General features: G+C 52.0%; 18 protein-coding genes, 2 tRNA genes and 2 rRNA genes. 3 read left to right on the top strand and 19 right to left on the bottom strand.

All coding sequences use genetic code 11. The features are described 5' to 3' along the window. Positions 1–18: 18 nt before the first annotated feature. The 15 genes from RI501_RS04030 to pth all read right to left on the bottom strand — a co-directional run bounded on the left by RI501_RS04030 (position 19) and on the right by pth (position 19,215). Positions 19–2,933 (bottom strand): 23S ribosomal RNA (locus RI501_RS04030). Positions 2,934–3,097: 164 nt separating this feature from the next. Then, a tRNA-Ala gene (locus RI501_RS04025) sits at positions 3,098–3,170 on the bottom strand. A 19-nt stretch (positions 3,171–3,189) separates the two neighbouring features. Next, a tRNA-Ile gene (locus RI501_RS04020) sits at positions 3,190–3,264 on the bottom strand. 87 nt (positions 3,265–3,351) lie between these two features. Further along, positions 3,352–4,917 (bottom strand): 16S ribosomal RNA (locus tag RI501_RS04015). Together the 16S and 23S rRNA genes with 2 tRNA genes alongside form the textbook arrangement of a ribosomal RNA operon. A gap of 503 nt (positions 4,918–5,420) precedes the next feature. Beyond that, entirely contained in the window at positions 5,421–6,440 is a 1,020-nt protein-coding gene (gene dusB, locus RI501_RS04010) for a tRNA dihydrouridine synthase DusB (RefSeq protein ID WP_313820468.1), read from the bottom strand. Next, positions 6,440–7,327 (bottom strand): Hsp33 family molecular chaperone HslO, encoded by an 888-nt coding sequence (gene hslO / locus RI501_RS04005; protein WP_313820467.1) that lies wholly within the window; start codon positions 7,325–7,327, stop codon positions 6,440–6,442. The genes dusB and hslO overlap by 1 nt, the downstream gene beginning before the upstream one ends. Before the next feature lie 116 nt (positions 7,328–7,443). Then, positions 7,444–9,579 (bottom strand): ATP-dependent zinc metalloprotease FtsH, encoded by a 2,136-nt coding sequence (gene ftsH / locus RI501_RS04000; RefSeq protein WP_313820466.1) that lies wholly within the window; start codon positions 9,577–9,579, stop codon positions 7,444–7,446. 111 nt (positions 9,580–9,690) lie between these two features. Further along, entirely contained in the window at positions 9,691–10,233 is a 543-nt protein-coding gene (gene hpt, locus RI501_RS03995; protein WP_057802259.1) for a hypoxanthine phosphoribosyltransferase, read from the bottom strand. Then, positions 10,226–11,614: a tRNA lysidine(34) synthetase TilS gene (gene tilS, locus RI501_RS03990; RefSeq protein WP_313820465.1), complete on the bottom strand. Its 1,389-nt coding sequence runs from the start codon at positions 11,612–11,614 to the stop codon at positions 10,226–10,228. The genes hpt and tilS overlap by 8 nt, the downstream gene beginning before the upstream one ends. Before the next feature lie 90 nt (positions 11,615–11,704). After that, on the bottom strand, positions 11,705–12,265 hold the full coding sequence (locus RI501_RS03985; RefSeq protein ID WP_313820464.1) for a S1 domain-containing RNA-binding protein: 561 nt from the start codon (positions 12,263–12,265) through the stop codon (positions 11,705–11,707). Positions 12,266–12,602: 337 nt separating this feature from the next. After that, positions 12,603–13,019, bottom strand: coding sequence for an FtsB family cell division protein (locus RI501_RS03980; RefSeq protein WP_313820463.1), 417 nt, complete (start codon positions 13,017–13,019; stop codon positions 12,603–12,605). Between the two features lie 111 nt (positions 13,020–13,130). Beyond that, a complete protein-coding gene (locus RI501_RS03975; RefSeq protein WP_313820462.1) occupies positions 13,131–13,403 on the bottom strand; it encodes an RNA-binding S4 domain-containing protein in 273 nt (90 codons plus the stop codon). Between the two features lies 1 nt (position 13,404). Further along, a complete protein-coding gene (locus RI501_RS03970; protein WP_313820461.1) occupies positions 13,405–14,985 on the bottom strand; it encodes a putative polysaccharide biosynthesis protein in 1,581 nt (526 codons plus the stop codon). Positions 14,986–15,091: 106 nt separating this feature from the next. After that, positions 15,092–18,640: a transcription-repair coupling factor gene (gene mfd / locus RI501_RS03965; RefSeq protein ID WP_313820460.1), complete on the bottom strand. Its 3,549-nt coding sequence runs from the start codon at positions 18,638–18,640 to the stop codon at positions 15,092–15,094. A 17-nt stretch (positions 18,641–18,657) separates the two neighbouring features. After that, complete coding sequence (gene pth / locus RI501_RS03960) at positions 18,658–19,215, bottom strand: aminoacyl-tRNA hydrolase (protein ID WP_313820459.1); 558 nt, start codon at positions 19,213–19,215, stop codon at positions 18,658–18,660. A 291-nt stretch (positions 19,216–19,506) separates the two neighbouring features. On the opposite strand from pth, the gene RI501_RS03955 reads away from it, so the two are divergent. The 3 genes from RI501_RS03955 (at position 19,507) to cbpA (ending at position 23,234) form a co-directional block, all read left to right on the top strand. Next, the gene (locus RI501_RS03955) at positions 19,507–20,472 is read left to right on the top strand and encodes an L-lactate dehydrogenase (protein WP_313820458.1); all 966 of its coding nucleotides are present in this window, start codon (positions 19,507–19,509) and stop codon (positions 20,470–20,472) included. 508 nt (positions 20,473–20,980) lie between these two features. After that, positions 20,981–22,369: a L,D-transpeptidase family protein gene (locus RI501_RS03950; protein ID WP_313820457.1), complete on the top strand. Its 1,389-nt coding sequence runs from the start codon at positions 20,981–20,983 to the stop codon at positions 22,367–22,369. A 223-nt stretch (positions 22,370–22,592) separates the two neighbouring features. Beyond that, the gene (gene cbpA / locus RI501_RS03945; protein ID WP_057731199.1) at positions 22,593–23,234 is read left to right on the top strand and encodes a cyclic di-AMP binding protein CbpA; all 642 of its coding nucleotides are present in this window, start codon (positions 22,593–22,595) and stop codon (positions 23,232–23,234) included. Positions 23,235–23,349: 115 nt separating this feature from the next. On the opposite strand, the gene RI501_RS03940 is transcribed toward cbpA, so the two are convergent. The 4 genes from RI501_RS03940 to acpS form a co-directional block, all read right to left on the bottom strand. Continuing rightward, the gene (locus RI501_RS03940; protein WP_057731200.1) at positions 23,350–23,766 is read right to left on the bottom strand and encodes a type II toxin-antitoxin system PemK/MazF family toxin; all 417 of its coding nucleotides are present in this window, start codon (positions 23,764–23,766) and stop codon (positions 23,350–23,352) included. A 27-nt stretch (positions 23,767–23,793) separates the two neighbouring features. Beyond that, the gene (locus RI501_RS03935; protein ID WP_313820456.1) at positions 23,794–24,021 is read right to left on the bottom strand and encodes a hypothetical protein; all 228 of its coding nucleotides are present in this window, start codon (positions 24,019–24,021) and stop codon (positions 23,794–23,796) included. 82 nt (positions 24,022–24,103) lie between these two features. Further along, complete coding sequence (alr, locus tag RI501_RS03930; protein ID WP_313820455.1) at positions 24,104–25,231, bottom strand: alanine racemase; 1,128 nt, start codon at positions 25,229–25,231, stop codon at positions 24,104–24,106. Then, on the bottom strand, positions 25,231–25,593 hold the full coding sequence (gene acpS, locus RI501_RS03925) for a holo-ACP synthase (protein WP_313820454.1): 363 nt from the start codon (positions 25,591–25,593) through the stop codon (positions 25,231–25,233). Before acpS ends, alr begins: the two co-directional genes overlap by 1 nt. Between the last annotated feature and the right edge of the window lie 55 nt (positions 25,594–25,648).

The raw sequence follows: 25,648 nt of genomic DNA, 5'->3' as shown, positions 1-25,648 counted from the left end.
CTTTGAGAACACCATTACTTGGTTAAGTCCTCGACCGATTAGTATTGGTCCGCTGCACACCTCACGGTGCTGCCACTTCCAACCTATCTACCTGATCATCTCTCAGGGGTCTTACTTCCATAAAGGAATGGGAAATCTCATCTTGAGGCGAGTTTCACACTTAGATGCTTTCAGCGTTTATCTCATCCATACATAGCTACCCAGCGATGCGCCTGGCGGCACAACTGGTACACCAGAGGTATGTCCATCCCGGTCCTCTCGTACTAAGGACAGCTCCTCTCAAATTTCCTACGCCCGCGACGGATAGGGACCGAACTGTCTCACGACGTTCTGAACCCAGCTCGCGTACCGCTTTAATGGGCGAACAGCCCAACCCTTGGGACCGACTACAGCCCCAGGATGCGATGAGCCGACATCGAGGTGCCAAACCTCCCCGTCGATGTGGACTCTTGGGGGAGATAAGCCTGTTATCCCCAGGGTAGCTTTTATCCGTTGAGCGATGGCCCTTCCATACGGTACCACCGGATCACTAAGCCCGACTTTCGTCCCTGCTCGACCTGTCTGTCTCGCAGTCAAGCTCCCTTCTGCCTTTACACTCGTCGAATGATTTCCAACCATTCTGAGGGAACCTTTGGGCGCCTCCGTTACTTTTTAGGAGGCGACCGCCCCAGTCAAACTGCCCACCTGACACTGTCTCCCGCCACGATAAGTGGCGCGGGTTAGAGTGTTCACACAGCGAGGGTCGTATCCCACCAACGCCTCCATCGAAACTAGCGTTCCGATATCTACGGCTCCGACCTATCCTGTACAAGCTGTGTCAACACCCAATATCAAGCTACAGTAAAGCTCCATGGGGTCTTTCCGTCCTGTCGCGGGTAACCTGCATCTTCACAGGTAATATAATTTCACCGAGTCTCTCGTTGAGACAGTGCCCAGATCGTTACGCCTTTCGTGCGGGTCGGAACTTACCCGACAAGGAATTTCGCTACCTTAGGACCGTTATAGTTACGGCCGCCGTTTACTGGGGCTTCATTTCTGGGCTTCGCCGAAGCTAACTCATCCACTTAACCTTCCAGCACCGGGCAGGCGTCAGCCCCTATACTTCATCTTACGATTTTGCAGAAACCTGTGTTTTTGATAAACAGTCGCCTGGGCCTTTTCACTGCGGCTACACTTGCGTGTAGCACCCCTTCTCCCGAAGTTACGGGGTCATTTTGCCGAGTTCCTTAACGAGAGTTCACTCGCTCACCTTAGGATACTCTCCTCGACTACCTGTGTCGGTTTGCGGTACGGGTAATTAATATCTAACTAGAAGCTTTTCTCGGCAGTGTGACATGGAGCACTTCCCTACTAAAATTCGGTCCTCATCACGCCTTGTCCTTAGCGATAAGCATTTGACTCATCACTAGACTTGACGCTTGAACGCACATTTCCAATCGTGCGCTTGCTTTAGCCTCCTGCGTCCCCCCATCGTTCAAACAATATTAACTAGTACAGGAATATCAACCTGTTATCCATCGCTTACGCCTTACGGCCTCAGCTTAGGTCCCGACTAACCCTGGGAGGACGAGCCTTCCCCAGGAAACCTTAGTCATTCGGTGGATCAGATTCTCACTGATCTTTCGCTACTCATACCGGCATTCTCACTTCTAAGCGCTCCACTAGTCCTTGCGATCTAGCTTCGTCGCCCTTAGAACGCTCTCCTATCACGCGACATAGTCGCGTCCACAATTTCGGTAATGTGCTTAGCCCCGGTATATTTTCGGCGCAGAGTCACTCGGCTAGTGAGCTATTACGCACTCTTTAAATGGTGGCTGCTTCTGAGCCAACATCCTAGCTGTCTATGCAATTCCACATCCTTTTCCACTTAGCACATATTTAGGGACCTTAATTGGTGGTCTGGGCTGTTCCCCTTTCGACGGTGGATCTTATCACTCATCGTCTGACTCCCGGATATAAATCTGTGGCATTCGGAGTTTATCTGAATTCAGTAACCCATGACGGGCCCCTAGTCCAAACAGTGGCTCTACCTCCACGATTCTAAATCCGAGGCTAACCCTAAAGCTATTTCGGAGAGAACCAGCTATCTCCAAGTTCGTTTGGAATTTCACCGCTACCCACACCTCATCCCAGCATTTTTCAACATACACGGGTTCGGTCCTCCAGTGCGCTTTACCGCACCTTCAACCTGGACATGGGTAGGTCACCTGGTTTCGGGTCTACGTCAACTTACTGAAACGCCCGTTTCAGACTCGCTTTCGCTACGGCTCCGGTCTTAACACCTTAACCTTGCAAATTAACGTAACTCGCCGGTTCATTCTACAAAAGGCACGCTATCACCCATTAACGGGCTCTAACTAATTGTAGGCACATGGTTTCAGGAACTATTTCACTCCCCTTCCGGGGTGCTTTTCACCTTTCCCTCACGGTACTGGTTCACTATCGGTCACTAGGGAGTATTTAGCCTTGGGAGATGGTCCTCCCGGATTCCGACCAGGTTTCACGTGTCTGGCCGTACTCAGGATCCTGAACTGAGGGTTAACGATTTCACCTACGGGGGTATCACCCGCTCTGCCACACCTTCCCAGATGTTTCGGTTATCCTTAACTTTGGTAACTCAAATGTTCAGTCCTACAACCCCACCGAGCAAGCTCGATGGTTTGGGCTGTTCCCCGTTCGCTCGCCGCTACTTAGGGAATCGATTTTTCTTTCTCTTCCTGTGGGTACTTAGATGTTTCAGTTCCCCACGTCTGCCTCAACTTGAGTATGTATTCGTCAAGTTGTAATCATCGGTAAAGATGATTGGGTTTCCCCATTCGGAAATCTCCGGATCAAAGCTTACGTACAGCTCCCCGAAGCATATCGGTGTTAGTCCCGTCCTTCATCGGCTCCTAGTACCAAGGCATTCACCATGCGCCCTTCATAACTTAACCTAACGGTCACTTCGTGACCGCTGATTAATTGAGTATTAGCGAATAAACTAATTAAAAAACTCAAAATAAACGCGGTGTTCTCGGTTTAATTATCTTTAATAATTAAAGGAAAATAATTGATAATATCTAGTTTTCAAAGAACAAACTTGATGCTCTCGCATCAATGGAGAATAACGGGATCGAACCGTTGACCCCCTGCTTGCAAAGCAGGTGCTCTCCCATCTGAGCTAATTCCCCATATCGACCTTACGGTCAATGGGCATAAATGGACTCGAACCATCGACCTCACGCTTATCAGGCGTGCGCTCTAAACCAGCTGAGCTATACGCCCAAAAAAGCACATAAGGTTTGAGGGTAGACCCCTCAAAACTGACCATTGTTTCGACAAAGTATGTGTAGCCTCCGTATTATTCCTTAGAAAGGAGGTGATCCAGCCGCAGGTTCTCCTACGGCTACCTTGTTACGACTTCACCCTAATCATCTGTCCCACCTTAGACGGCTGGCTCCCGAAGGTTACCCCACCGGCTTTGGGTGTTACAAACTCTCATGGTGTGACGGGCGGTGTGTACAAGGCCCGGGAACGTATTCACCGCGGCATGCTGATCCGCGATTACTAGCGATTCCAACTTCATGTAGGCGAGTTGCAGCCTACAATCCGAACTGAGAACGGCTTTAAGAGATTAGCTTGGCCTCACGACTTCGCAACTCGTTGTACCGTCCATTGTAGCACGTGTGTAGCCCAGGTCATAAGGGGCATGATGATTTGACGTCATCCCCACCTTCCTCCGGTTTGTCACCGGCAGTCTCACCAGAGTGCCCAACTGAATGCTGGCAACTGATAATAAGGGTTGCGCTCGTTGCGGGACTTAACCCAACATCTCACGACACGAGCTGACGACAACCATGCACCACCTGTCATTCTGTCCCCGAAGGGAACGTCTTATCTCTAAGATTGGCAGAAGATGTCAAGACCTGGTAAGGTTCTTCGCGTAGCTTCGAATTAAACCACATGCTCCACCGCTTGTGCGGGCCCCCGTCAATTCCTTTGAGTTTCAACCTTGCGGTCGTACTCCCCAGGCGGAGTGCTTAATGCGTTAGCTGCAGCACTGAAGGGCGGAAACCCTCCAACACTTAGCACTCATCGTTTACGGCATGGACTACCAGGGTATCTAATCCTGTTCGCTACCCATGCTTTCGAGCCTCAGCGTCAGTTACAGACTAGACAGCCGCCTTCGCCACTGGTGTTCTTCCATATATCTACGCATTCCACCGCTACACATGGAGTTCCACTGTCCTCTTCTGCACTCAAGTTACCCAGTTTCCGATGCACTTCTTCGGTTAAGCCGAAGGCTTTCACATCAGACTTAAGTAACCGCCTGCGCTCGCTTTACGCCCAATAAATCCGGACAACGCTTGCCACCTACGTATTACCGCGGCTGCTGGCACGTAGTTAGCCGTGGCTTTCTGGTTGAATACCGTCACGATGTCAACAGTTACTCTGACACCCGTTCTTCTTCAACAACAGAGTTTTACGAGCCGAAACCCTTCTTCACTCACGCGGCATTGCTCCATCAGACTTTCGTCCATTGTGGAAGATTCCCTACTGCTGCCTCCCGTAGGAGTCTGGGCCGTGTCTCAGTCCCAATGTGGCCGATTACCCTCTCAGGTCGGCTACGCATCATCGCCTTGGTGGGCCTTTACCTCACCAACTAGCTAATGCGCCGCGGAACCATCCAGAAGTGATAGCCGAAGCCACCTTTCAAACAAAAACCATGCGGTTTTTGTTGTTATACGGTATTAGCACCTGTTTCCAAGTGTTATCCCCTGCTTCTGGGCAGGTTTTCCACGTGTTACTCACCAGTTCGCCACTCGTTCCAATGTTGAAATCAGTGCAAGCACGTCAATCAACGGGAACTCGTTCGACTTGCATGTATTAGGCATGCCGCCAGCGTTCGTCCTGAGCCAGGATCAAACTCTCATCTTAAAAGATGATAAGCTCGAATAGCTCATCGATTGTTGTTACATTTTTAAAGCGAATTGACTTCGCAAATATTGTTTGGGTTTAAACCTAAGTTCAAACCGCCCTACACATATTTGGTTTGTCGAAACAATGTTCAGTTTTCAAAGGTCTACCAAGTTGTCATAAGAAGCAATTGCTCCGTGACAACTTTTAAAGTATAGCATGTCGTCAATTTCTTGTCAACAACTTTTTTCAATCAATTTTGAATATATATTCAAAATTCAAATTCGATTGTTTTTCGCTGCTGTCCTTATCGACAACATAAATCATTGTATCAGTTGGCTTAGTCAACGTCAAGCACAAATTTCAATTTGAATGTCTATCCACAAACTTGATTTTTATGCATCTCGTTGCTTTGCGACAACAGATAATATCATATCAATCATTCTCAATCCGGTCAAGCACTTTTATATAAAAAAGCAAAATAAAACAACGCCCTTCCCCAAACAGAGAAAAGCGTCGTTCATTTAACGATAACGGAGCACCGGCCGCTGCCGATTGCGCACCGTTAGCTTAGTTAAAAAATCTTCAAGTAACGTCTGCATCGTGGCTTCATCCGTCGCGTCCGTTAACGCCACCTTCGTTCGTGCAGCATGTGGTATCCCCTTAAGATAGTAGGCCACCTGATTGCGAAAATCCCGGGGACCATCCTGAGGACCCTTGGCAACGCACAGGGCGTGTAAGTGTTCTTGGGCCCACGCAATCTTCTGTTCGGGTGTCGCCTCGGGTAACAGTTCCCCGGTTTGCAAATACTGATTCACCCGCTTCAACAACCACGGGTTACCCATCACGGCACGACCAATCATCACCGCATCCGCGCCAACCTCGGTCAACATGCGCTTAGCGTCTTCCGGGGTCCGGACGTCACCATTCCCCATAAAGGGAATCGTTAGCTGACTGGCAACCCGAGATAATAGTTGCCAATCCGCGTGGCCCTGATACATCTGCTTACGCGTTCGCCCATGCATCGCAACGGCACTCGCTCCCGCTTTCTCGGCGGCCAAGGCATTCTCCACCGCATACAGGTGGCGGTCGTCCCAACCCGTGCGCATCTTAACCGTCACCGGCTTATGGACCGCTGCGACCACGGCGCTAACCATCTGGTAAACCTTGTCCGGATCGAGCAACCACTTGGCCCCCGCTTCCGTGTTAACCACCTTATTGACGGGACATCCCATGTTAATATCAATGATATCAGCCGGGGTATGTTGATCAACAAACTGGGCCGCCTGCACCAACGTGTCCTGAGTCCCGCCAAAGATCTGAATACTCATGGGATGTTCGTGAGGGTTGACGGCCATCATGGCTAACGTCCGTTGATTATGGTAGTGGATCCCCTGACCCGAGATCATCTCACATTCAACCAATCCCGCACCAAACTCCTTACAGATCACCCGAAAGGCTACGTTAGTTACCCCCGCCATGGGGGCAACCACCACGCGATTGGGAATGGTCACGTCTCCAATTTGCCACGGCGTATTCAGCATTACTTGGCCTGCGCTTTCGCCAGAATTGCGCGCAATTCATCCTCGGAGAACTGGTATTTGTTACCACAGAAATGACAAACCGCTTCCGCTCCATGGTCTTCGTCAATCATCTCTTGGATGGCTGCCGCCGAAACGGAGGCCAAAGCCGCCGCGAACCGGCCCTTCGAACAGTCACACTTAAATTCAACGGGGAGCTTCTGTAGAATTTGAACGTCTTCGTCCTTAAACAGTAGATTTAAGATGTCCTCTGGTTTCTGACCGTCCAAGAGCAATTCCGAAACCATTGGCATTTCCTTTAGCCGTTTTTCTAGTCGGGCAATGGCCTCGTCCGTCGCCCCCGGCATGACCTGAATCATGAATCCCCCGGCCACCTTAACCGAGTTATCTGGTTCCACAAAAACGGAGACCCCCACGGAGCTCGGAATCTGTTCGGACTTTGCCAGATAATAGGTAAAGTCTTCTCCTAGTTCTCCCGAAATGAGGGGAACCTGACCCGTGTAAGGTTGACCCAATCCCTGATCCTTGGTGACCGTCAACATCCCTTGGGTCCCGACGGCCTTCTTCACATCCAACTTGTGCTTAGCGTTTAACGGTAAGCTGGTGTGGGGGTATTGCAGATAACCCTTCACCGTTCCGTTGGCGTTGCCATCGACCACGATAGCCCCCACAGGGCCGTGGCCGTTGACTTTCACCGTTAGCTTTTCGTCCCCCTTCAAGAGTGACGTGGACAGTAACATGGTTCCAATCATGGTTCGTCCCAAGGCCGCCGTAGCCGCACTCCAGGTATCATGACGCCGTTGAGCTTCCGCCACCGTATCGGTCGCGTCGACCGCGTAGGCCCGAAACATGCCATTGGCCACTAAGCTTTTTACTAAATAATCTGCCATTATCTGAGTCATTCCTTTCATCGATCGTTTTTACCATGCCCTACCATACCAAAAAAAACATTATTTGCAAATAAGAAAGGGACCGGAAATGACTTCCAGTCCCCTTCATCGGGCGATTATTCAGGATCATTCGACTGATGATCGTTTTTCGACGAGTCATCGGTAGCTGAGCTAGCCGCAGAATCCGCTGCAGAAGATGATTGTGCGTCTTCTTGCGCATCATTGGCCGCAGACGAAGCTAATTTAGCTTCGGTGTTGGCGTGACGAGCAGCTTCTCGCCGTTCTAGTTCGCGCTTAGATTCTTCGAACGTCGCCGCCTTTTCGCTAGGAAATTCGTTGTTGCTGTCCTTTTCCGGCATCTTCCCAGTGTTAAATAGACTGAGAATTTGCTTTTCGTCCAGCGTTTCGTATTTCAGCAAGGCTTCCGCAATAATCTTGTGTTCCGCTTTATGCTCTTCCAAAATCTTCCGGGCAGTGTCGTGGGCTTCGTTGATGATCCGCCGCACTTCACTGTCAATCAGATTAGACGTGTGTTCAGAGTAAGCAGGTTGGTTGTAGTAGCCGGCCCCCGCAAATGGTTGGCCACTGCCACTTTCCAACGCCACCGTTCCGACAGCGTCACTCATCCCGTATTGGGTGACCATGGCCCGCGCAATCTGCGTGGCTTGCTCGAAGTCATTGGAAGCTCCGGACGATTCGGAGTGGAAAATCAACTCTTCGGCCGTCCGACCACCCATTAACCCGGCAATCTGTTCCATGGCATCCTTCTTGGACATCAGCATCTGATCTTCCCGTGGCAACATGATGGCGTACCCGCCAGCACGGCCCCGCGGAACGATCGTCACCTTGTGGACCACCCGGGCATCGTTGAGGACTAACCCCACAATCGTATGTCCGGCTTCGTGGTAAGCCACCGTCTTGCGTTCTTGGGGACTGACCACACGATCCTTCTTGGCTGGCCCGGCAATGACCCGGTCTTCGGCTTCATCTAAGTCAGAAGCGTCCACTTGAGTCTTATTGCGTCGTGCCGCCAACAAAGCCGCTTCGTTCAAGAGGTTTTCCAAGTCGGCCCCGACAAAGCCGGGCGTCTGCTTGGCAATTTCCTTCAAATCAACGTCGTTCGCTAATGGCTTGTTCTTGGCGTGAACCTTCAGGATGGCTTCCCGGCCCTTAACGTCTGGGCGACCAACCAGAATCTTCCGGTCAAACCGACCTGGCCGTAACAGCGCGGGGTCCAACACATCGGAACGGTTAGTGGCGGCCATCACGATGACCCCTTCGCTCCCGGTAAACCCGTCCATTTCAACCAGCAATTGGTTCAACGTTTGTTCACGTTCATCGTGGCCACCGCCCATGCCGGCACCCCGTTGACGACCAACCGCATCAATTTCATCGATAAAGATGATGGAAGGTGCGGCCTTCTTGGCCTGTTCAAACAGGTCCCGGACACGACTGGCCCCGACCCCGACGAACATTTCCACGAAATCCGAACCGGAAATCGAGAAGAATGGAACGCCGGCCTCACCAGCCACGGCCTTCGCCAGCAACGTTTTACCAGTTCCTGGCGGGCCCTCTAGCAAGACCCCAGATGGGATCCGAGCGCCTAACGATACAAACTTACGCGGATTCTTCAAGAACTCGACCACTTCGACCAGTTCTTGCTTTTCCTCCTCCTCACCAGCGACATCGGAGAACCGTACTTTGTTCTCTTTACTGTCCGCCGGCTTGGCCTTGGACTTCCCAAAGTTCATGACTCGGCCATTGCCGCCGCCTTGGCCGGCTTGACCCATCATCATGTAGAAGAAGAAGAAGAAAATTACCAATGGTGCTGCATACACTAAGAGGTTGAGCCAGAAACCACTGGATTCTTCCGCTTTGGTATTCATCTTGACATTGTGCTGCTTGGCGGTCTTGTCAATCTCAGAAACCGTCGAGTTATTGGTCAAGACTTGGGTGCTAAAGCCAGTCACAGCGGTACTTTGTGACCCGCCAAGACTGAAGCCGGTATTCGTGGTCCGCTTTTGCGCGTTCCGGTACTCCCCGGTAATCTTGTAGACGCCCCCAGAAGGCTGAATAGAGAAGCTCTTAATCTTATTCGCATTCAGGTCTTTGACGAACTGACTCGATTGGATTTCTTGGGATTGTGAGTTGGTGTTATTACCATTAAATAGATAAAACACACCAATGATCAACAAGAAGATCACAATGTAAAACAGGCTGTTACGAAACAGTCCATTCCGTCGATTATTCATGTCGTGCCTCCTTACTCACAGTTCCCAGTCTAACCACAGACAGGAACGAAATTTAGAGCTTATGCCCTTTAACTAAATAAGATGTTATCACAATTGACTATCGTTGACTAATTATTTATCTGAGTAAACTGCCGGCTTCAGAACACCGACGTATGGGAGGTTACGATATTTTTCTTCGTAGTCCAAACCATAGCCGACCACAAACTCGCTCGGCACGTTAAATCCGACGTAGTCTGCCTTAGCTTCAACCACTCGGCCACTGGGTTTATCCATCAACGTGCAGACCTTAATCGACTTGGCATTGCGGTCCTTCAAGAGGTCCTCTAAGTACTTCAACGTCCGGCCCGTGTCGATAATGTCTTCAACTAACAAAATGTCGCGACCACTGACGTCCGTGTCCAAATCTTTCAACAACGTAATGGTTCCAGTTGACGCCGTCCCACCGTGATAACTCGACACGTCAATAAAATCAATCTCAGCGTAAATGTCCATGTCCCGAATGACGTCCGTCATAAACAGGATGGCCCCTTTTAAGACACAGATGATTAATGGCGTCTTTCCTTGATAATCCTCTGCCAGTTGGGTACCGAGTCGTTTGCAGGCTGCGGCAATGTCTTCCTCACTATATAGGACCTTTTCAATATCGTTATTCATGCTGTTCCCCTTTCGCCGATACAGGCTGTATGCCAATGTAATAGTTTGTGGTGTGCTGTCGTGGTGGTAAAACCGACCACTTGACGCCCAGAGCCGCCAACACGGTTCCCTGAGCGGTGACTAAGACGGCCACTTGCGACCGTTGTTGCTGTGGGACCTTTGCGTTGATCAGCGCCCGCCGTACCGATTGATGGTGCCCACTAATCAACCGGAGTCGATCAGTAGCGCGCCAGGAACGCACGGTTAACGGCCAGTCTTCGGCCGTTAACCCCACGATCCGGTGAGGGTTACGGTGCGCGGCAGTCGCTGGAAAAACACCCAACAACCAGTTGTCCCCAACCGGTTGCCATTGGTTTAAGTCTACCATAAAACTAAAATCTGCCACGGATTTTTTCCCGAATTTTTCGGGTTTTTCAACGCGAAATGTCCGGTACTCTTTACGCAACCGCCAACCGGCGCCTAAGGACACTTCACCGGTCGCCCGTTGATCATTTTGAAACAGCTGCAGGGTTTGCGTCAGATGTGCTGGCCGGGCACTGACGGTCGGCGCTACTCGCTTGATCAACCGGGCTAAAAGTAGCCGCTGTTCGCTAGCTGGCCGGGCCAGTAACGTCGCCACGTTGCCGGTAGCCGGTGTCCAGCTGGTCATGATGGTTGCGAGTTGGGCGTCCAGTGCGCGATCCGCTACCGCTAAAACCGCCGCCAATTGTTGCCCGTAGTCCCCCAAATGGGTGACCACCTGCGGATTTTCCCGCTGCAAGGCAGGCAGTAATTGGTGGCGCACCCGATTACGACTCGCCTCCAAGTCCTGATTAGTGGCGTCCTCATACCAGGGCAAGCGGTGGTGCTGCGCGTAATCTCGTAATTGGGCCTTCGTAAAGGGCAATAACGGGTGAATGACCCGTCCCGTCCCTAAGGGGCGACTGGCCGTCATTCCCGTTAATTGGGCCAATTGACCGCCGCGCAATAACTTCAACAGAATCGTTTCGGCTTGCTCATCGGCCTGATGGGCCGTCGCTACCCAGTCCGCTGACTGGGCCCTTAACTGTTCGGCAAAAAAGGCATACCGGAACTGCCGTGCCGCCTCCTCCGTGCCGTGAGCGGGATGCGTGGCTAACGGCCAATGCTTGACCACCAACGGTAATTCGTGTTGGGCACACCACCGGGTTAGGAAGGCTTCCTCCTCAGTGCTTTGCGCGCGTAATTCGTGATTCACGTGCACGACCGTCAATTGAGGGCGCTCAGCCCGCGGTAACTGGGTCAGCAAAGTTAACAGGACCATCGAATCCACCCCCGTGGACACGGCAACCAGTCCCCGTCGGCTAGGACCGCCCCAATTCTGCGTTCGCCAATGCCGCCGAAAGTCTGCTTCTAACGTCACGTCTGTCGTCCCTTTCCCTAAAAAACTGGCTAAACAAAAGAGCCGCAACGGGTGCGGCCCTTTCTTCATTACTGAGCGTGAATGCCGACGCTAACTACGCCGACCACCACGACCGCCGCGCTTCCCTTCGGTATTGCGCTTGATCGTGGCTAAACGGTCCTCACTTTGCTTCAAGAACCCGGACATCATATCGTCAAAATTCTCTTTATGGTTCGAGTGATGACCGGCAAAGCGACCATTCGCGGAGCCATGGTGTGACCGTGACCCGTTATTCTCAAATCGCCGACCGCCATGGCCATGTTCACCGTGGTCGCCGCCATTGTTATGGAAGTTCCCCCGATGGTCGTTGCCACCGCGCCGATCATGGTCACGGTGATCATTATTATGTGGCCGATGAGCATGTTCGGCTGCGGGATGATCCTGTGCTTTCCGGATCGACAACCCAATCTTCCCATCATTCCCCACAGTTAAGACCTTAACCGTGACCTCGTCACCTACGGATAAGACGTCGTGGATGTCCTTCACGTATCCGTCAGAAATTTCACTAATGTGGACTAACCCGGTCTTGTGGTCACCCAAATCAACAAATGCGCCAAAGTTCGTAATTCCAGAGACCTTTCCGGAAACCTTAGCTCCAACCTCGATTGCCATAAACAAGAAGTTCCTCCTTAAAATAAGTGCTTTCAGTATACCACAACTCAAGCCAATCCCAAACTGCCAAAATCATGAATTTAACGCGCTTGCGCCGGGGTCTCCTCCCCTTAGTCTTTTCAGAAAACTAAGGGGTGGGTCCCCGGTATTTTGTGCGTTCATCCTGATTGTTTTCACCTGGAAATCACTTGACCTGACCACTATCTAGTCTACCATGTTTCCGCCACATTCCTCTACAGAGAATCGGCCAAACCACCGGTTATCTCGGCAGAACAACTAATGGTCAGTGGTTAAAAAAATCCGTAACCCCTGCTTAAAAAGGAGGCTACGGATGAGATTACTTCGCCGTGACGTCGCTCGCATGGTCCCCCGGGAGACTATAAATCGTCTCGCCTGACTTGGAGTAATAGTACTTCGAACGAATTAACTGGCCTAAGTAATCCTGATTATTCAGTTGCTTGACTTCTAATTTTAATTCCGCATTGGTATGTTTCGTCTGCGCCAACTTTTGTTTGCTGGTCGTGACCTGCTGATCAACGTGATGCAGGCTGGCGTTAGTCCGAATTAATTGCACACTCAAAATTAAAGCAAAGACGGCAAAAACCGCTAAAATCCGGGCCATCCGGCGCAAACGTCGCCGTTTAAGCCCATGATGCGTTTGCTTGGCCGCAACCTTTTGTCGCGCCAAGCGCCGTGTGTAATCGTTTTCTAAGCGTTGTACTTTCGCCGTTTGCGGTTGTTTGCCGCCCGCCATACCGTTCACCCCACTGAACTTTACCAATTTAGTTAACTTGAGTATAGCAACTTTCAAATTAACCGTCTAGCGGGTTAGGCATAATGTAAAACATTCGTCATATTTAATCGACTAATTTTCGCGAAAATCTTGCGCGTAGTCTTCCTTGACAATCGTGTACATCCGTTCGGCGTCATCCTTTTTGGTGGTCTCCAGTAAAGCATCGACCTTGACCGTTAACGTTTTATTCCCGAACTTAATCACCAATTCATCGTTCGTTGCGACGTTACTCGATGACTTGGCGACCTTCCCGTTCACTAAAATCCGACCCTTATCCGCAATTTCCTTAGCAACCGAGCGCCGCTTGATGATCCGTGATACCTTTAAAAATTTGTCTAAACGCATATTATTTTCCTCCATGTTGGCTAATTTTTTGCCAAAATCGTAATAACCTCGCCGCGTGGGGCAGAGTTAACCATTCCCGAACGGTCAGTAACCGACAGCTTAAGGCCATCCCCAAGAATAGGCAGACGCCCGCCCCAATCACGACGATCAACGCGGCGCCGACGGCCAATCGGCTCGTATACACCGCCGGCCAGCCCCACTGGAACACCCGGACTAGGCCGCGGACTCCTAAGGTCATGACCACTAAACAGCTCAGTAATTTCCCACTAAACGACCAGGTCCAAATCCCGGAGCGTAGCGTGGCCGCCGAACCGAACCACAAGATGAGGGCCATGACCCCCAGGCTGATCACGGTCAGCGCACTAGCCCCCATTCCGCCAAAGGTGACCACCGCCCAGTGATTGCCACTGGCCTTGACTGCTAACCCGCTTAGCAGGGCAACCACGGTCAAGCGGTACTGATCGCGACTTTGGAGCACGCTATTATAAGTTTGAATCAACGTCGCGAAGACAATGCTCAGCATATACACCGCTAGCATCCAGGCGCCCTGCGCGTTGCCGAACAGTAAGCGGTCGACCCAGGGCATCAAGCTCACCAGTCCCGCAGTGGCCGCCGCCGCAATCACCAACGCAATGCGCATCATGGTGGTGGCCAAGCGTTTGAACTCGCGTAACCGCCCCCGGTTCACTGCCGCCGTTAACGCCGGTAGTAAGGACGTGGCGAAGGCCACCGCCACCACTAAGCCTAATTGGACCAAGGGCTGGGCGCGGTCATAGACCCCCTTAAGGTCCTTAGCCGCCAGGTTCGATAACCCACCGGCTACCAACCCCTTCTTCACGGTAAATGAATCTACCAGTTGGAGTAGCACCATCATGGCGGTCAGTAGGCACAGGGTCCCCCCTTCAATCAAGAGCCGCTGGCCCACGTGAGGCAAACGGGTCACGGGTCCGTTGATCGGTTGCCGCCAGCTGGGTAAGATCATCCAGGCCGCTATCGCCGCTACCGCACCACTACTCATGGCCCAGGTTCCCATTTGATAGTCGGACCAGCCCTGCCGGGTCGCCAGTACCGCTACCGTCAGGATGACAACCACCCGAACGGTCTGTTCAACGACCTGCGAACGGGCCGTGGGTAGCATCTGAAAGCGTCCCTGATGGTACCCCCGGTTGACGGACAGATCGGGCATCAATAGGAACATCCACGCCACCATCCGGATCAAGGATGTCAGCTGTGCATCCCCCATTCCCCGTGCCAGCCCGGGAGCCCCCACCTGCAGGCCCCCAAAGATCACCAGGGCAATTCCCCAGGTCCAATGGTAAACCTGCCGGGCCACCTGCTGTTGGCTGGGCAAATCGGGCGCATCCGCCACTAACTTAGAAATAAACACGGGTAATCCGCTCAACGCAAAGGTCATGCCGATGCCATAGAGCGGATACACTTGTTGGTACACATAAAAGCCCGTATTCCCGACCAGGTTTTGAAACGGCACCCGGTAGACGGCGCTTAGAACCTTGGCAATGAAGGCCGCAATCGACAGGACTAACGCACCGCGCAGGGTGGTATTGACGTTATGGTGCCCCATGGGCCGCCTCCTTCTCCCCGTTAGGGATTCGCGTGACGTTTTTGTTACCAGCCATCACCGAAATTTAAGCCCCCATTGTACCGCACCAACGGTCCCCGGCGCAATCTTAATCGGTAGACGTCTGGTCCGCCGAACCTTGGGGCGCCGTAATTGGTACCACGATATCGCGCAACGCGGCAATGAATTGTCGTAGTTGCGGTAGCCAATCATCAACCGTCATTTTAGGTTGAATCACCAGCTTAATGTGCAAGCGATCCGCGTTGATGGTAACCGTGGCCTTCAATTTAGTGGCGGCCAACGCCTTGAAAACGTCCTCGCCACCCAGGATATCGGTGCCCTGCTTGGAGATGGTCACGAAGATGTCGCCGTTAACCCGCCGAATCTTGTCGACTAACGCCAAGTCCGCAGCCAACTTCAGCTGACCAATCGTTAAAAGCTGGCCGACTGCAGCCGGGTAGTCGCCAAACCGATCGATCAGGTCGGCCTGAATCTCCGCCACTTCGTCATCACTTGCTAGCTGACGAATCCGCTTATACATCTCAATCTTCTGTTGCTCGTCTTCAATGTAGTCACTCGGCAGATACGCTTCCACGCCCAGTTCCACGGTCGTATCGGTCTTGGGTTGGGTGTGCCGCCCGCGCTTCTTGGCCACGGCGTCGCTAAGCATCTGCGTGTAAAGGTCGTACCCCACGGAGTTGATAAACCCGTGTTGCTGCTTCCCCAACAGATTCCCGGCCCCCCGAATGGAGAGGTCGCGCATGGCGATCTTGAAGCCCGATCCCAACTCGGTAAAGTCCTTGATGGCTTCCAACCGCTTCTCACTGACCTCGGTCAGCACCTTATTGGGTTGGTAAGTGAAGTACGCGTAGGCCACCCGGTTGCTTCGCCCGATTCGGCCCCGCAATTGATACAGTTGTGACAACCCCATCCGGTCGGCATTTTCCACGAACAGGGTGTTGGCGTTAGGAATATCGATCCCCGTTTCGATGATGGTCGTGGTGACCAGCACATCGTATTCGCCACGCAAGAAGTCAAACAAGACCCCTTCGAGTTGGGCCTCGGTCATCTGCCCATGGATGTAGCCAATCTGGGCTTCGAGAACCAAAGCTTGCAACTGACTAACCGTTTTTTCGATGTCGTCCACCCGGTTATGCAGGTAAAAGACCTGGCCGCCCCGTTGCATTTCTCGCCGAATGCCATCCTGAATGGCCCCCGCGTTTTGCTCCATCACGTAGGTTTGAATCGGGAAGCGGTTAGCCGGCGGCGTTTCGATCACCGAGAGGTCCCGGACGCCCAGCATCGACATGTGGAGGGTCCGCGGAATCGGCGTAGCCGTCAGCGTCAAGACGTCGACGTTGGCCTTTAACTGCTTCAAGCGTTCCTTGTGCTTGACGCCAAAGCGTTGTTCCTCATCAACCAGGACCAGGCCCAGGTTCTTGAACTTCACGTCCTTGGACAACAACCGGTGGGTGCCGACCACGATGTCTAACTGGCCGTCCTCGAGGTCCTTAATCGACTGGTGAATCTGCTTGGTGGTCCGGAACCGCGAGAACATCTCGACGGTGATGGGATAGCCCTCAAACCGGTTAACCATGGTGTCGTAGTGTTGTTGTGCCAGGATGGTCGTTGGGACCAAGAAGGCCACCTGTTTACCGGCTTCAACCGCCTTAAAGGCCGCCCGTAACGCCACTTCGGTCTTCCCATAACCCACGTCACCGACTAACAAGCGGTCCATCGGCCGGGGCTTTTCCATGTCGTGCTTCACTTCGTTGATGGAGCGCAACTGGTCCGGCGTCTCGGCGTACGGAAAGCTGTTATCGAAGTCTTCCTGTAAACTATCGTCGGCGGGAAAGGCGTACCCCTTCTCAGCCGCCCGTTTAGCGTACAAGTCGACCAATTCGTCGGCGATATCTTCAATCTTAGCCGCCACTTTACGCTTGGTCTTGGCCCATTCGGACCCGCCGAGTTTGTTGATGCGCGGCTTTTTGTCTTCAGATGACACGTACTTTTGAATCAGGTTTAACTGGGTAACCGGAATAAACAACTGCGCGTTATCCTGATAATCGATGGTCATGTAGTCTTGGTGCACGCCATCCACCGTTAAGGTCTGCATCCCGATGAATTTCCCAATCCCGTGGTTAACGTGCACCACGTAGTCGCCGGGCTTTAAATCGGTATAACTCTTTAAGCGCTCGGCATTAGCCATGCTCTGGCGCCGCGGCCGCTTCTTGGTGATCTTCTGGAACATTTCGGCTTCGGTAATCACCACCAACTTGGCTTCGGGGAGTTCAAACCCCGTCTGCAAGCGTTCCGGGACCAATTGCGTTAATCCTGGTTGCAGGTTTTCGCGCTTGGTCAGGACGACCTGAATCTCGAAATCGTCAAGCGTCTTTTCGATCTTCGCTAACCGTTCCTCGTCTTGGACCAACAAAATCACCGTTTGGCCCTGCTTATGCCAACGATCGATTTCGGTCTTCATCACGGGTAACTGACTGAAGAACTGCTGCATCGCGCGGGTCGTCACGTTGGTGATCGCGGCAAATCGTAAGTTCCCCATCCCCTTCTGGAACAGAGACAACATAATCTGGGCGTGTGGATCATCACGCACGATGGGCCGCAACTCTCCCCCAAAGATTTGATTCGCAAAAATTTGGTGGTGGGCCAACTTATCGGTTGCCCAGTTGGCCTCGTCTTCTAGGAGCTGACGTTCGCCGTCTTGGAGCCGCGCGTAGTCGCCAAAGAGCACTGTGCCGGCCGCGTCCAGGTAGTCTAATACCTGGTGATGGGCCGGGAACAGGTAATCGGCAAACTCCATCAGTTGAGGATCCACCGATCCCTTCTGCAGGCCATCGATCAAGGGTTGCACCTGATTAGTCAACGTCTCAGCATCTTCGGTCGCCAACGTCGCCGTCTGGGTTGCCAGTTCCTGCGTGAGCTTAGCGGCCCCTGCCTGTCGTTCGTCGGCCGTTAAAATAAAGTCGGTTGCGGGCAGTACCTCGACCTGGTCGATATTTTCCACACTGCGTTGCGTCGCCGGATCGAAGTACCGTAAGGAATCCACCTCGGTATCGAAAAAGTCCACTCTGACTGGATAATCCGCCGCGAGCGGGTAAATATCGACAATTGACCCGCGAACCGCAAAGTCCCCGGGGGCCGCGACCAGCTTCTGATGGGTATAGCCCATCGCAAAAAGTTTCTTCTGCAGCTGCTCTAAATCAAATTCGTCGCCCACCTTCACGGCGAACCGGGCCGCCGCAAAGTTCTGGGGATCCGGTAAGAACCGCCGTAACCCAGACAGCGCCGTGACCACGACCACGGGCCGATCGCTTTGCAGGGCGCGTAAGGCCGCAATCCGATCTGCCCGGTATTCCGGCGAGCTGGTCGCCACCTCAGCAGCCAGGAGTTCCTCAACCGGAAATTCGTATAATTCATCCTCCGTCAGGAGATTGGCGAGATCATCGACCAGCTGCCCCGCGTGGTACAGGGTATCCGTCACGTAGATCAGTGAGCGGTGTTGATCGTGAAGGAGGCTGGCAATGAGGAGTGTTTCGGCCGAACCGTTGAGGCCGGTCACCAGTTGCCGCTGGCCCGGCGCAATCGTTTGGCGAATGGACGCGTAAGGCGCCGTTTGGGTCAAAAATCCTTCTAAGTTCACTCGAATAACTTCCTATCTTAATTGTATCGGTTCATCAATTGGGCAAAGTCCATCCCAGCGACCCAGTCTTCCAATGCGGCGACCGCGTGATCACTCGCTTGGTTAAAGACCGGTTGTTGGTCCGCCGTAAAGCGCCCCAGCACGTAGTCCACCACGGTATGTTGTTGGGGGTGGGCAATGCCGACCTTAATCCGGGCGAAATTCTGGGTCCCCACGTGGGCAATCAGGCTCTTGATGCCATTGTGCCCCCCCGCGGAGCCGTGGTCCCGTAGCCGGATGCGCCCCAACGGTAAGTCCATGTCATCTTGCACCACGATTAAATCTTCGATGGCCACCTTGTAATACTGCATCAAGGGATGGACGGCTCGCCCGGATTCGTTCATAAACGTCGTTGGTTTCACAATCATGACCTTCTCGCCGTTGATGATGCCCGTTCCGTAACGGGCATCCATCTTACGAGTCGTTAAAGCAATCTGGTGAGCCTGCGCAAAAGCATCTACCACCATGAAGCCGGTGTTGTGCCGGGTGTTATCGTATTGGGGGCCAATGTTTCCCAAACCAACAATCATTTTCATTTTAAAGTAAGTTCTCCCTTATTCACTGTAAATTTCCGACTAGAAACAAAATAGCCGGACGACCACGGGGCCGTTCAGCTGGCTGTTATTCTTCTTGTGACTAGTCAACCGTCATCAGTATAGCATAGTCCCCCAGCAACTTCACTGTTGGCGATTAGGCTCAGCCATTGGGCATCAAAACAATTCGATTTGTGAAATTTGCTCGGCTGGGTCGTGGCCGCTGGTTAAGTTACATGTTATACTTACATTTGGGTATTATAGCGTACCTGGATGTCAAAATTTATTTAGGAGATGAAGAATTTGACTACTAAGAATCATCAAAAAGTTGTTTTAGTCGGTGACGGTGCCGTTGGCTCGTCTTACGCCTACTCAATGATGAACCAAGGTATTGCCGAAGAATTCGTAATTGTGGATGTTATTAAGGAACGGACTGAAGGAGACGCTTTAGACCTTGAAGATGCTCAAGTCTTCACGGCCCCAAAGAAGGTCTACTCCGGTGACTACTCCGACGCCAAGGATGCTGACGTAGTTGTCATCACCGCTGGTGCCCCACAAAAGCCAGGCGAAACGCGGTTAGACTTAGTGAACAAGAACTTAAAGATCTTGTCTTCCATCGTTAAACCAATCGTCGACTCCGGTTTCGATGGGATCTTCGTCGTTGCTGCTAACCCAGTAGACATCTTGACCTACGCTACTTGGAAGTTCTCAGGCTTCCCTAAGGAAAAGGTCATTGGTTCCGGGACTTCTCTGGACACGGCCCGCTTACGGGTAGCTTTAGCTAAGAAGTTGGACGTGGATCCTCGTGACGTGAACGCCTACATCATGGGCGAACACGGTGACTCCGAATTCGCCGCTTACGACGAAGCCTCAGTTGCCGGCAAGCCTTTGAAGACGATTGCTAAGGAAAAGGGCATCTCCGACGACGACTTAGCCAAGATCGAAGACCAGACGCGGAACAAGGCCTATGAAATCATCAACCGTAAGGGCGCAACCTTCTACGGTGTGGCGACCTGCTTAATGCGGATCACGCGGGCCATCTTACGTGATGAAAACGCCGTATTGCCTATCGGGGCTGCTTTAAACGGTGAATATGGCTTGAACGATATCTTTATCGGTACCCCTGCTATCATCAACGCCGACGGTTTAGCCGGAGTGGTTGAATTACCACTTTCTGCTAAAGAAAAGGACTTAATGGCCAAATCCGCCGAAACTTTGAAGAAAGTTACGGCCGACGGTTTAGCTAACTTAAACAAGTAATCTAACCTGATTACGCCTAAAAGTCACCTTAACGGGTGACTTTTTTTGTTGGTCACATGGTGTCAGCACCGGCCACTAGTCGCCAATTCTTAAAGTCAATCAACCGTCGCCGCAGGGCCGAATAACGGGAAAACCGCCCCAACATTTTAGACTGTTAAAAGTTTTCAAAAAGCGACTACTTCCCTGTAATGTCAACAATGTAACCCCTCTCAAAAATTGCGTTTCCATTGTCTTTTAAGGCTATTTGAAGTAACCTGATGATATGATATCGGGGATGGTTAAGATTGACGATTTTGGGCTAGGTTCGCTACTTTTCGGGGATGGACGTAGCGGTCGTCAGTTGATTAACTTGCCTATTGAACCCCCGGAACACATCAATTTCGTGGTATACTTAATTCATCGGATGCGAACCTATGTTCGAAAAGGGGCTTTACCCACTATTTTATCCAGGAGGTGAACCGGGTAGAGCGACGCTGGTTAAGCCGCCAGGGCCACTCACCCGAACTTAATGAAAAAGCGAAAAGCAGTCGTTATCGGTATCGTCACCGCCTGCGTGGCGGTCGGTGCAATTTACGTTGGTCAAGCACTGCACTATTCATCAGCTAACGTGTTCTTTAACGATACCCAAATTGCGGGCGTTAACGTTGGTGGCAGCTCCGCTAAGCAAGCGGCAGCCAAGTTAAAGGCCGCAATGCAGGACCAGAAATTAACGCTGAAGGATGGCAACCAGACGGTCGCGTCCTTTAACACCCAACAGGCCAAGCTCAAGGTGACGTCCACCAAGTCCTTGCAACAACTGATCAATCACCAAAATGCTTGGAGTTGGCCGTCACACATGATGACGGCAACGGCGGATAGCCTGAAACTCAACGCCAGCAACGAGAATCATCAAAGTATTTTAAATCTAGCTAAGCAAATCACCACTAAGGCTAACCAGCACCGCACGGCTTCCAAGGATGCCTCATTTACCTACCAAGATGATCAATTACAGGTCACTAAAGAAACCAACGGGAACCAACTGGATACCGCCAAAGTGGCCAAGTCCATCACGGCGGCCATCGAACAGGGTCATACCACGGTCAACGTTGATCGAGACTACATTAAGCCTCAGGTCACCACGACCAGCGCCAGTTTTAAGACGGCCAAGGCCAAAGCCCAAGCAATCACCAAGCAAACCTACGTTTATAAGTTAAGCGGGCACAAGATCACGCTCTCGGCCACCACTCTGGGTAACTGGCTGACCCTGAAAAACGGGCAACTCGCCACGAACCAGACGGCCATCAAGCAGTACCTGACTAAGCTCAGCCACCAATACGGGACCATCAATAAAACCCGCAGCTTCAAATCGACTAAGCGCGGAACGGTCAAGGTTACTGCAGGGCTGTATGGATGGAGCATCAACGTCAAGAAGGAAGTACCCGTCCTCAGTAAGCTGGTCTTAGCGGGCAAAGGGATGACCCGCACCCCGACCATTCAGGGATCCGGTTATCACAGCAACGGGACCGACATTGGCAACTCCTACGTGGAAGTTGATAAGACCAACCAACACATGTGGGTCTACAAGAACGGCAAAGTCGTGGTTTCGACTGACGTGGTCACCGGTTTATCAACGACGGCCCACCACACGCCGACTGGGGTATGGGTTATCTGGAGTAAGCAACGGAACACCACGTTACGCGGACAAAACGATAACGGCTCCAGCTACGCATCGAAGGTTAAGTACTGGATGCCGATCGACGATACCGGCGTCGGCATTCACGATTCCTCGTGGCAACCCCAATACGGGGGCACTTGGTACAAGAAGCACGGGTCACACGGGTGTGTGAACACGCCACCTTCCAAGATTGCTTCCGTTTATGCCAACGTCAAAGTAGGAACTCCCGTCATCGTCTTTTAAACTTTAATCATTTTCTCAAAAAACAGGGAGCGGTCTCCGGACTGCTTCCTGTTTTGACTGGGTCGCACCACCCGCATTGTCAGTGACTTACCACTTGATTAGTTACCCAATCTTAACCGCTGGTTTACCACCTTTATTAAAATTAAACTACCTAATAACCGGTGAATATGGTATCATTAGGAAAGATTATGAGAATTTTTCTAATTTTAGGAGGTCATCTGCTATGCTGCTTAAATCCCTAGTGAAACCGAAGGAACGTTTAGTCACGGTTCGCGAGGATATCACCCTGGAACAGGCCTTAAAAGTCCTCGAAGATTCCGGGTACCGTTGTGTGCCAATTCTAGATGAAACGGGGCAAATCTTCCGGGGAAACATCTACAAGATGCACATTTACCGCCATAAATCACGGGGCGGTGATATGCAGTTGCCAGTGACGTCCCTGCTGAAAAATGCCACCAAGTTTATTTCTGTCAATGCCGCCTTCTTCAACGTCTTCTTCTCGATCAAGGACTTGCCTTACATCGCGGTCCTAGACGACAAGAACGCCTTTTACGGCATTCTGACCCACACCCGTCTGATGGACATGTTATCCCAATCCTGGAACGTGAACATCGGCAGTTACGTCTTAACCGTCGTTTCGGCTGGTGAACGGGGCGATTTGGCCGGTATGGCCAAGGTCATCACCAAGTACACCTCGATTGCCAGTGTGATTAGCCTGGACGCGCAGGAAGGTGAATTGGTCCACCGTACCATGTTCACCCTGCCCGCCGAAGTTGACGAAGAAAAACTCGACCGCATCGTCCACGCCCTGGAACGGAAAGAATTCCACGTGCCTGAAATTGAAGATTTACGTCACGAAAACTAACGTAAATCCACGGTCACTAAAACGGTTAAAATGAGTCACGACCACCCAAAACGAGTTTGAGCACTTAAGCTCAGACTCGTTTTTTGGTGTCTTTAACCACAAAAAACGCGCAGCATCACTGCACGCGCGTTTGACGATTACTATGTACTTTTTTAGTTGGTCGTTTCTTCCGGGACCGATCCGCCAGACCAATGCTGGTGGCCAACGCCGCATCAACTGCGGCCATGGTCTTAACATCTAAATGGGTCACCTGGTCTTTTAATCGTTGCTTATCAATCGTCCGGATTTGTTCAAGCAAAATGACGGAATCCCGCTCAATGCCGGTATTGTCCGCCGAAATACCGACGTGGGTCGGCATTTTAGGCTTCTCAATCCGGGCGGTGATTGCCGCCACGATTACGGTCGGACTATAGTGATTCCCCACGTTGTTTTGAATAATCAACACGGGGCGCATGCCACCCTGTTCCGAACCAACGACCGGTGATAGATCGGCGAAGAATACGTCACCGCGTTTAACTTCAACACGGGCCATGGGCCGCCATCCCCTATCTCTGTTTTATTAGTGTTGCGTCATACGAAATTGAGTCAACCGCCGCTCTGCTTCTTCTTCACAGGGCGTAAAGGCCCGCGTCAAATCACGATTAATCAACGCCATCGCCTGGTAACCAATAATCAGGGCCAACTGCCGCGCATCCGCTGCCGGTAGGGGCACTAACGCCTGTTGCCGAACATTTCGAGAAATCTGAACCCGAAACTTGGGGTGAACCGCTTGCTGAGAACGAATCATGGTAACCCTCCTAGTGGTTAATTGACTCTTCTCATACAGTTTACCACGAAACAGTTACCCTTGAAACGACAATCCATATAAATTAGTCACGGTACTGCCGTGGCAAGCGACTCGTAAAGCCACAGGCAATCTCGTAATGGATGGTGCCACAGTAATCCGCCATGTCCTGTAACGTAATGGTTTGACCGCCGTTGGTGCCCACTAACGTCACGCGAGTCCCCCGCACGTAGTTTTGGGGTAATCGAATCATCAATTGATCCATGCAGATCCGCCCAATAATTTCACAGAACTGCCCACCGACCAAGACGTGAAAGCCCTGTAACCGGCGTTCATAACCGTCAGCATAGCCAATCGGCACCGTGCCGACCCATTCATCGGTTTGTGCCGTATAAGTGGCACCGTAACTGACGGACTCCCCGGCGTGTAACCGCTTCGTGTAGACTAACTCACTCACCAGTTGCATCGCTGGTTGTAACGGATATGGCGTCTGGGGAATGGCCGTTCCGGATGGGTTCAACCCGTACCCAGCCGCCCCAAACCGTACCATATTGTCGTTGCAGGCATCGTGCCACAAACTAGTCGCGGAGTTCGAGACGTGGACGTAACGTGGCCTAAACGGTAACACCGCCGTTAGCTCCCGCCACTTGGCGAGCTGTTGCTTAAAGTACGTGTCGTCTGGATCGTCCGCCGTAGAAAAGTGCGTAAAAATCCCCTCAAAGTTAAAATCGTCAACCTGCACACTCAAGAAATTCAGGGCCGCGGTAAGCTCATCGGTCGTTCGAAACCCGATCCGGCCCATCCCCGTATCGAGACCTAGGTGCACGTTAAGGGGCCGGTTGTGTGGCGTTAGCTCCAGGTAACGACTGGCTTCTCGCAGCCACTTGATATCCGCCACCACGGTCGAGATCCGCTCTTGAGCCATCAGTACGGCATCCTCGGGGCGGGTTACGCCCAGCACTAGAATGGGATCATTAAACCCGGCCGCGCGTAATTCTAAGGCTTCGTCCAGGATAGCCACGCAAAATCCCGTTGCACCCGCATCCTTAGCGACTTGCGCAACCTGAACGGCACCGTGACCATACCCGTTCGCCTTCACAACCATGAAAAGTTCACAATCCGACTTTAAGCGTTTTACTTCCGTTTGAATATTGTGCCGTAGGGCCTGGCGATCAATCACCAGACGCGTTGGCCGATGTTCCCCTACTGCCATTATGACTGCCCTCTTTCTAGAATAACCTGTGTCATGACCACGCTCGCGGTATGGGAGATCGAGACGTGGGCTATGCCCCCAAACGGGTGAAACTTAACGACGGGACGTCCCGCGGCGTTATCGCGGACCTCAAGGTCTTGAAACCCAAAGTCGTGCCCGATACCAGTCCCCAGAGCCTTCCCATAGGACTCTTTGACCGACCAGCGCCCCCCCAGGTACTCGATTGCGCGTTGACCACTCAACTGTTGATAATCGACCAATTCGCCGGGTGTGAGCACCCGGGTCAAAAAACTGGGATATTTCGTGACCACTTCTTTGACCCGAGCAAGATCCGTAATGTCAATGCCGGTGCCGTAAATCATGGTATCGCCCCCTAAAACGTCTAAGCCATATTTTAACACAGCAGGGGATTGATGG

The sequence above is a fragment of the Levilactobacillus zymae genome, assembly GCF_032190635.1.
In the GTDB taxonomy this organism is placed as follows: Bacteria; Bacillota; Bacilli; order Lactobacillales; family Lactobacillaceae; genus Levilactobacillus; species Levilactobacillus zymae_A.
The sequence above is the reverse complement of the archived record's forward strand: the minus strand, read 5'-3'. Positions and strand labels throughout refer to the sequence as shown.

Bases quoted from the DNA above. Each gene is read 5' to 3' on its own strand.
- dusB (WP_313820468.1), bottom strand. From the start codon at position 6,440: ATGCTGAATACGCCGTGGCAAATTGGAGACGTGACCATTCCCAATCGC.
- hslO (WP_313820467.1), bottom strand. From the start codon at position 7,327: ATGGCAGATTATTTAGTAAAAAGCTTAGTGGCCAATGGCATGTTTCGG.
- ftsH (WP_313820466.1), bottom strand. From the start codon at position 9,579: ATGAATAATCGACGGAATGGACTGTTTCGTAACAGCCTGTTTTACATT.
- hpt (WP_057802259.1), bottom strand. From the start codon at position 10,233: ATGAATAACGATATTGAAAAGGTCCTATATAGTGAGGAAGACATTGCC.
- RI501_RS03985 (WP_313820464.1), bottom strand. From the start codon at position 12,265: ATGGCAATCGAGGTTGGAGCTAAGGTTTCCGGAAAGGTCTCTGGAATT.
- RI501_RS03980 (WP_313820463.1), bottom strand. From the start codon at position 13,019: ATGGCGGGCGGCAAACAACCGCAAACGGCGAAAGTACAACGCTTAGAA.
- RI501_RS03975 (WP_313820462.1), bottom strand. From the start codon at position 13,403: ATGCGTTTAGACAAATTTTTAAAGGTATCACGGATCATCAAGCGGCGC.
- RI501_RS03970 (WP_313820461.1), bottom strand. From the start codon at position 14,985: ATGGGGCACCATAACGTCAATACCACCCTGCGCGGTGCGTTAGTCCTG.
- pth (WP_313820459.1), bottom strand. From the start codon at position 19,215: ATGAAAATGATTGTTGGTTTGGGAAACATTGGCCCCCAATACGATAAC.
- RI501_RS03955 (WP_313820458.1), top strand. From the start codon at position 19,507: ATGAAGAATTTGACTACTAAGAATCATCAAAAAGTTGTTTTAGTCGGT.
- RI501_RS03950 (WP_313820457.1), top strand. From the start codon at position 20,981: ATGAAAAAGCGAAAAGCAGTCGTTATCGGTATCGTCACCGCCTGCGTG.
- cbpA (WP_057731199.1), top strand. From the start codon at position 22,593: ATGCTGCTTAAATCCCTAGTGAAACCGAAGGAACGTTTAGTCACGGTT.
- RI501_RS03940 (WP_057731200.1), bottom strand. From the start codon at position 23,766: ATGGCCCGTGTTGAAGTTAAACGCGGTGACGTATTCTTCGCCGATCTA.
- RI501_RS03935 (WP_313820456.1), bottom strand. From the start codon at position 24,021: ATGATTCGTTCTCAGCAAGCGGTTCACCCCAAGTTTCGGGTTCAGATT.
- alr (WP_313820455.1), bottom strand. From the start codon at position 25,231: ATGGCAGTAGGGGAACATCGGCCAACGCGTCTGGTGATTGATCGCCAG.
- acpS (WP_313820454.1), bottom strand. From the start codon at position 25,593: ATGATTTACGGCACCGGCATTGACATTACGGATCTTGCTCGGGTCAAA.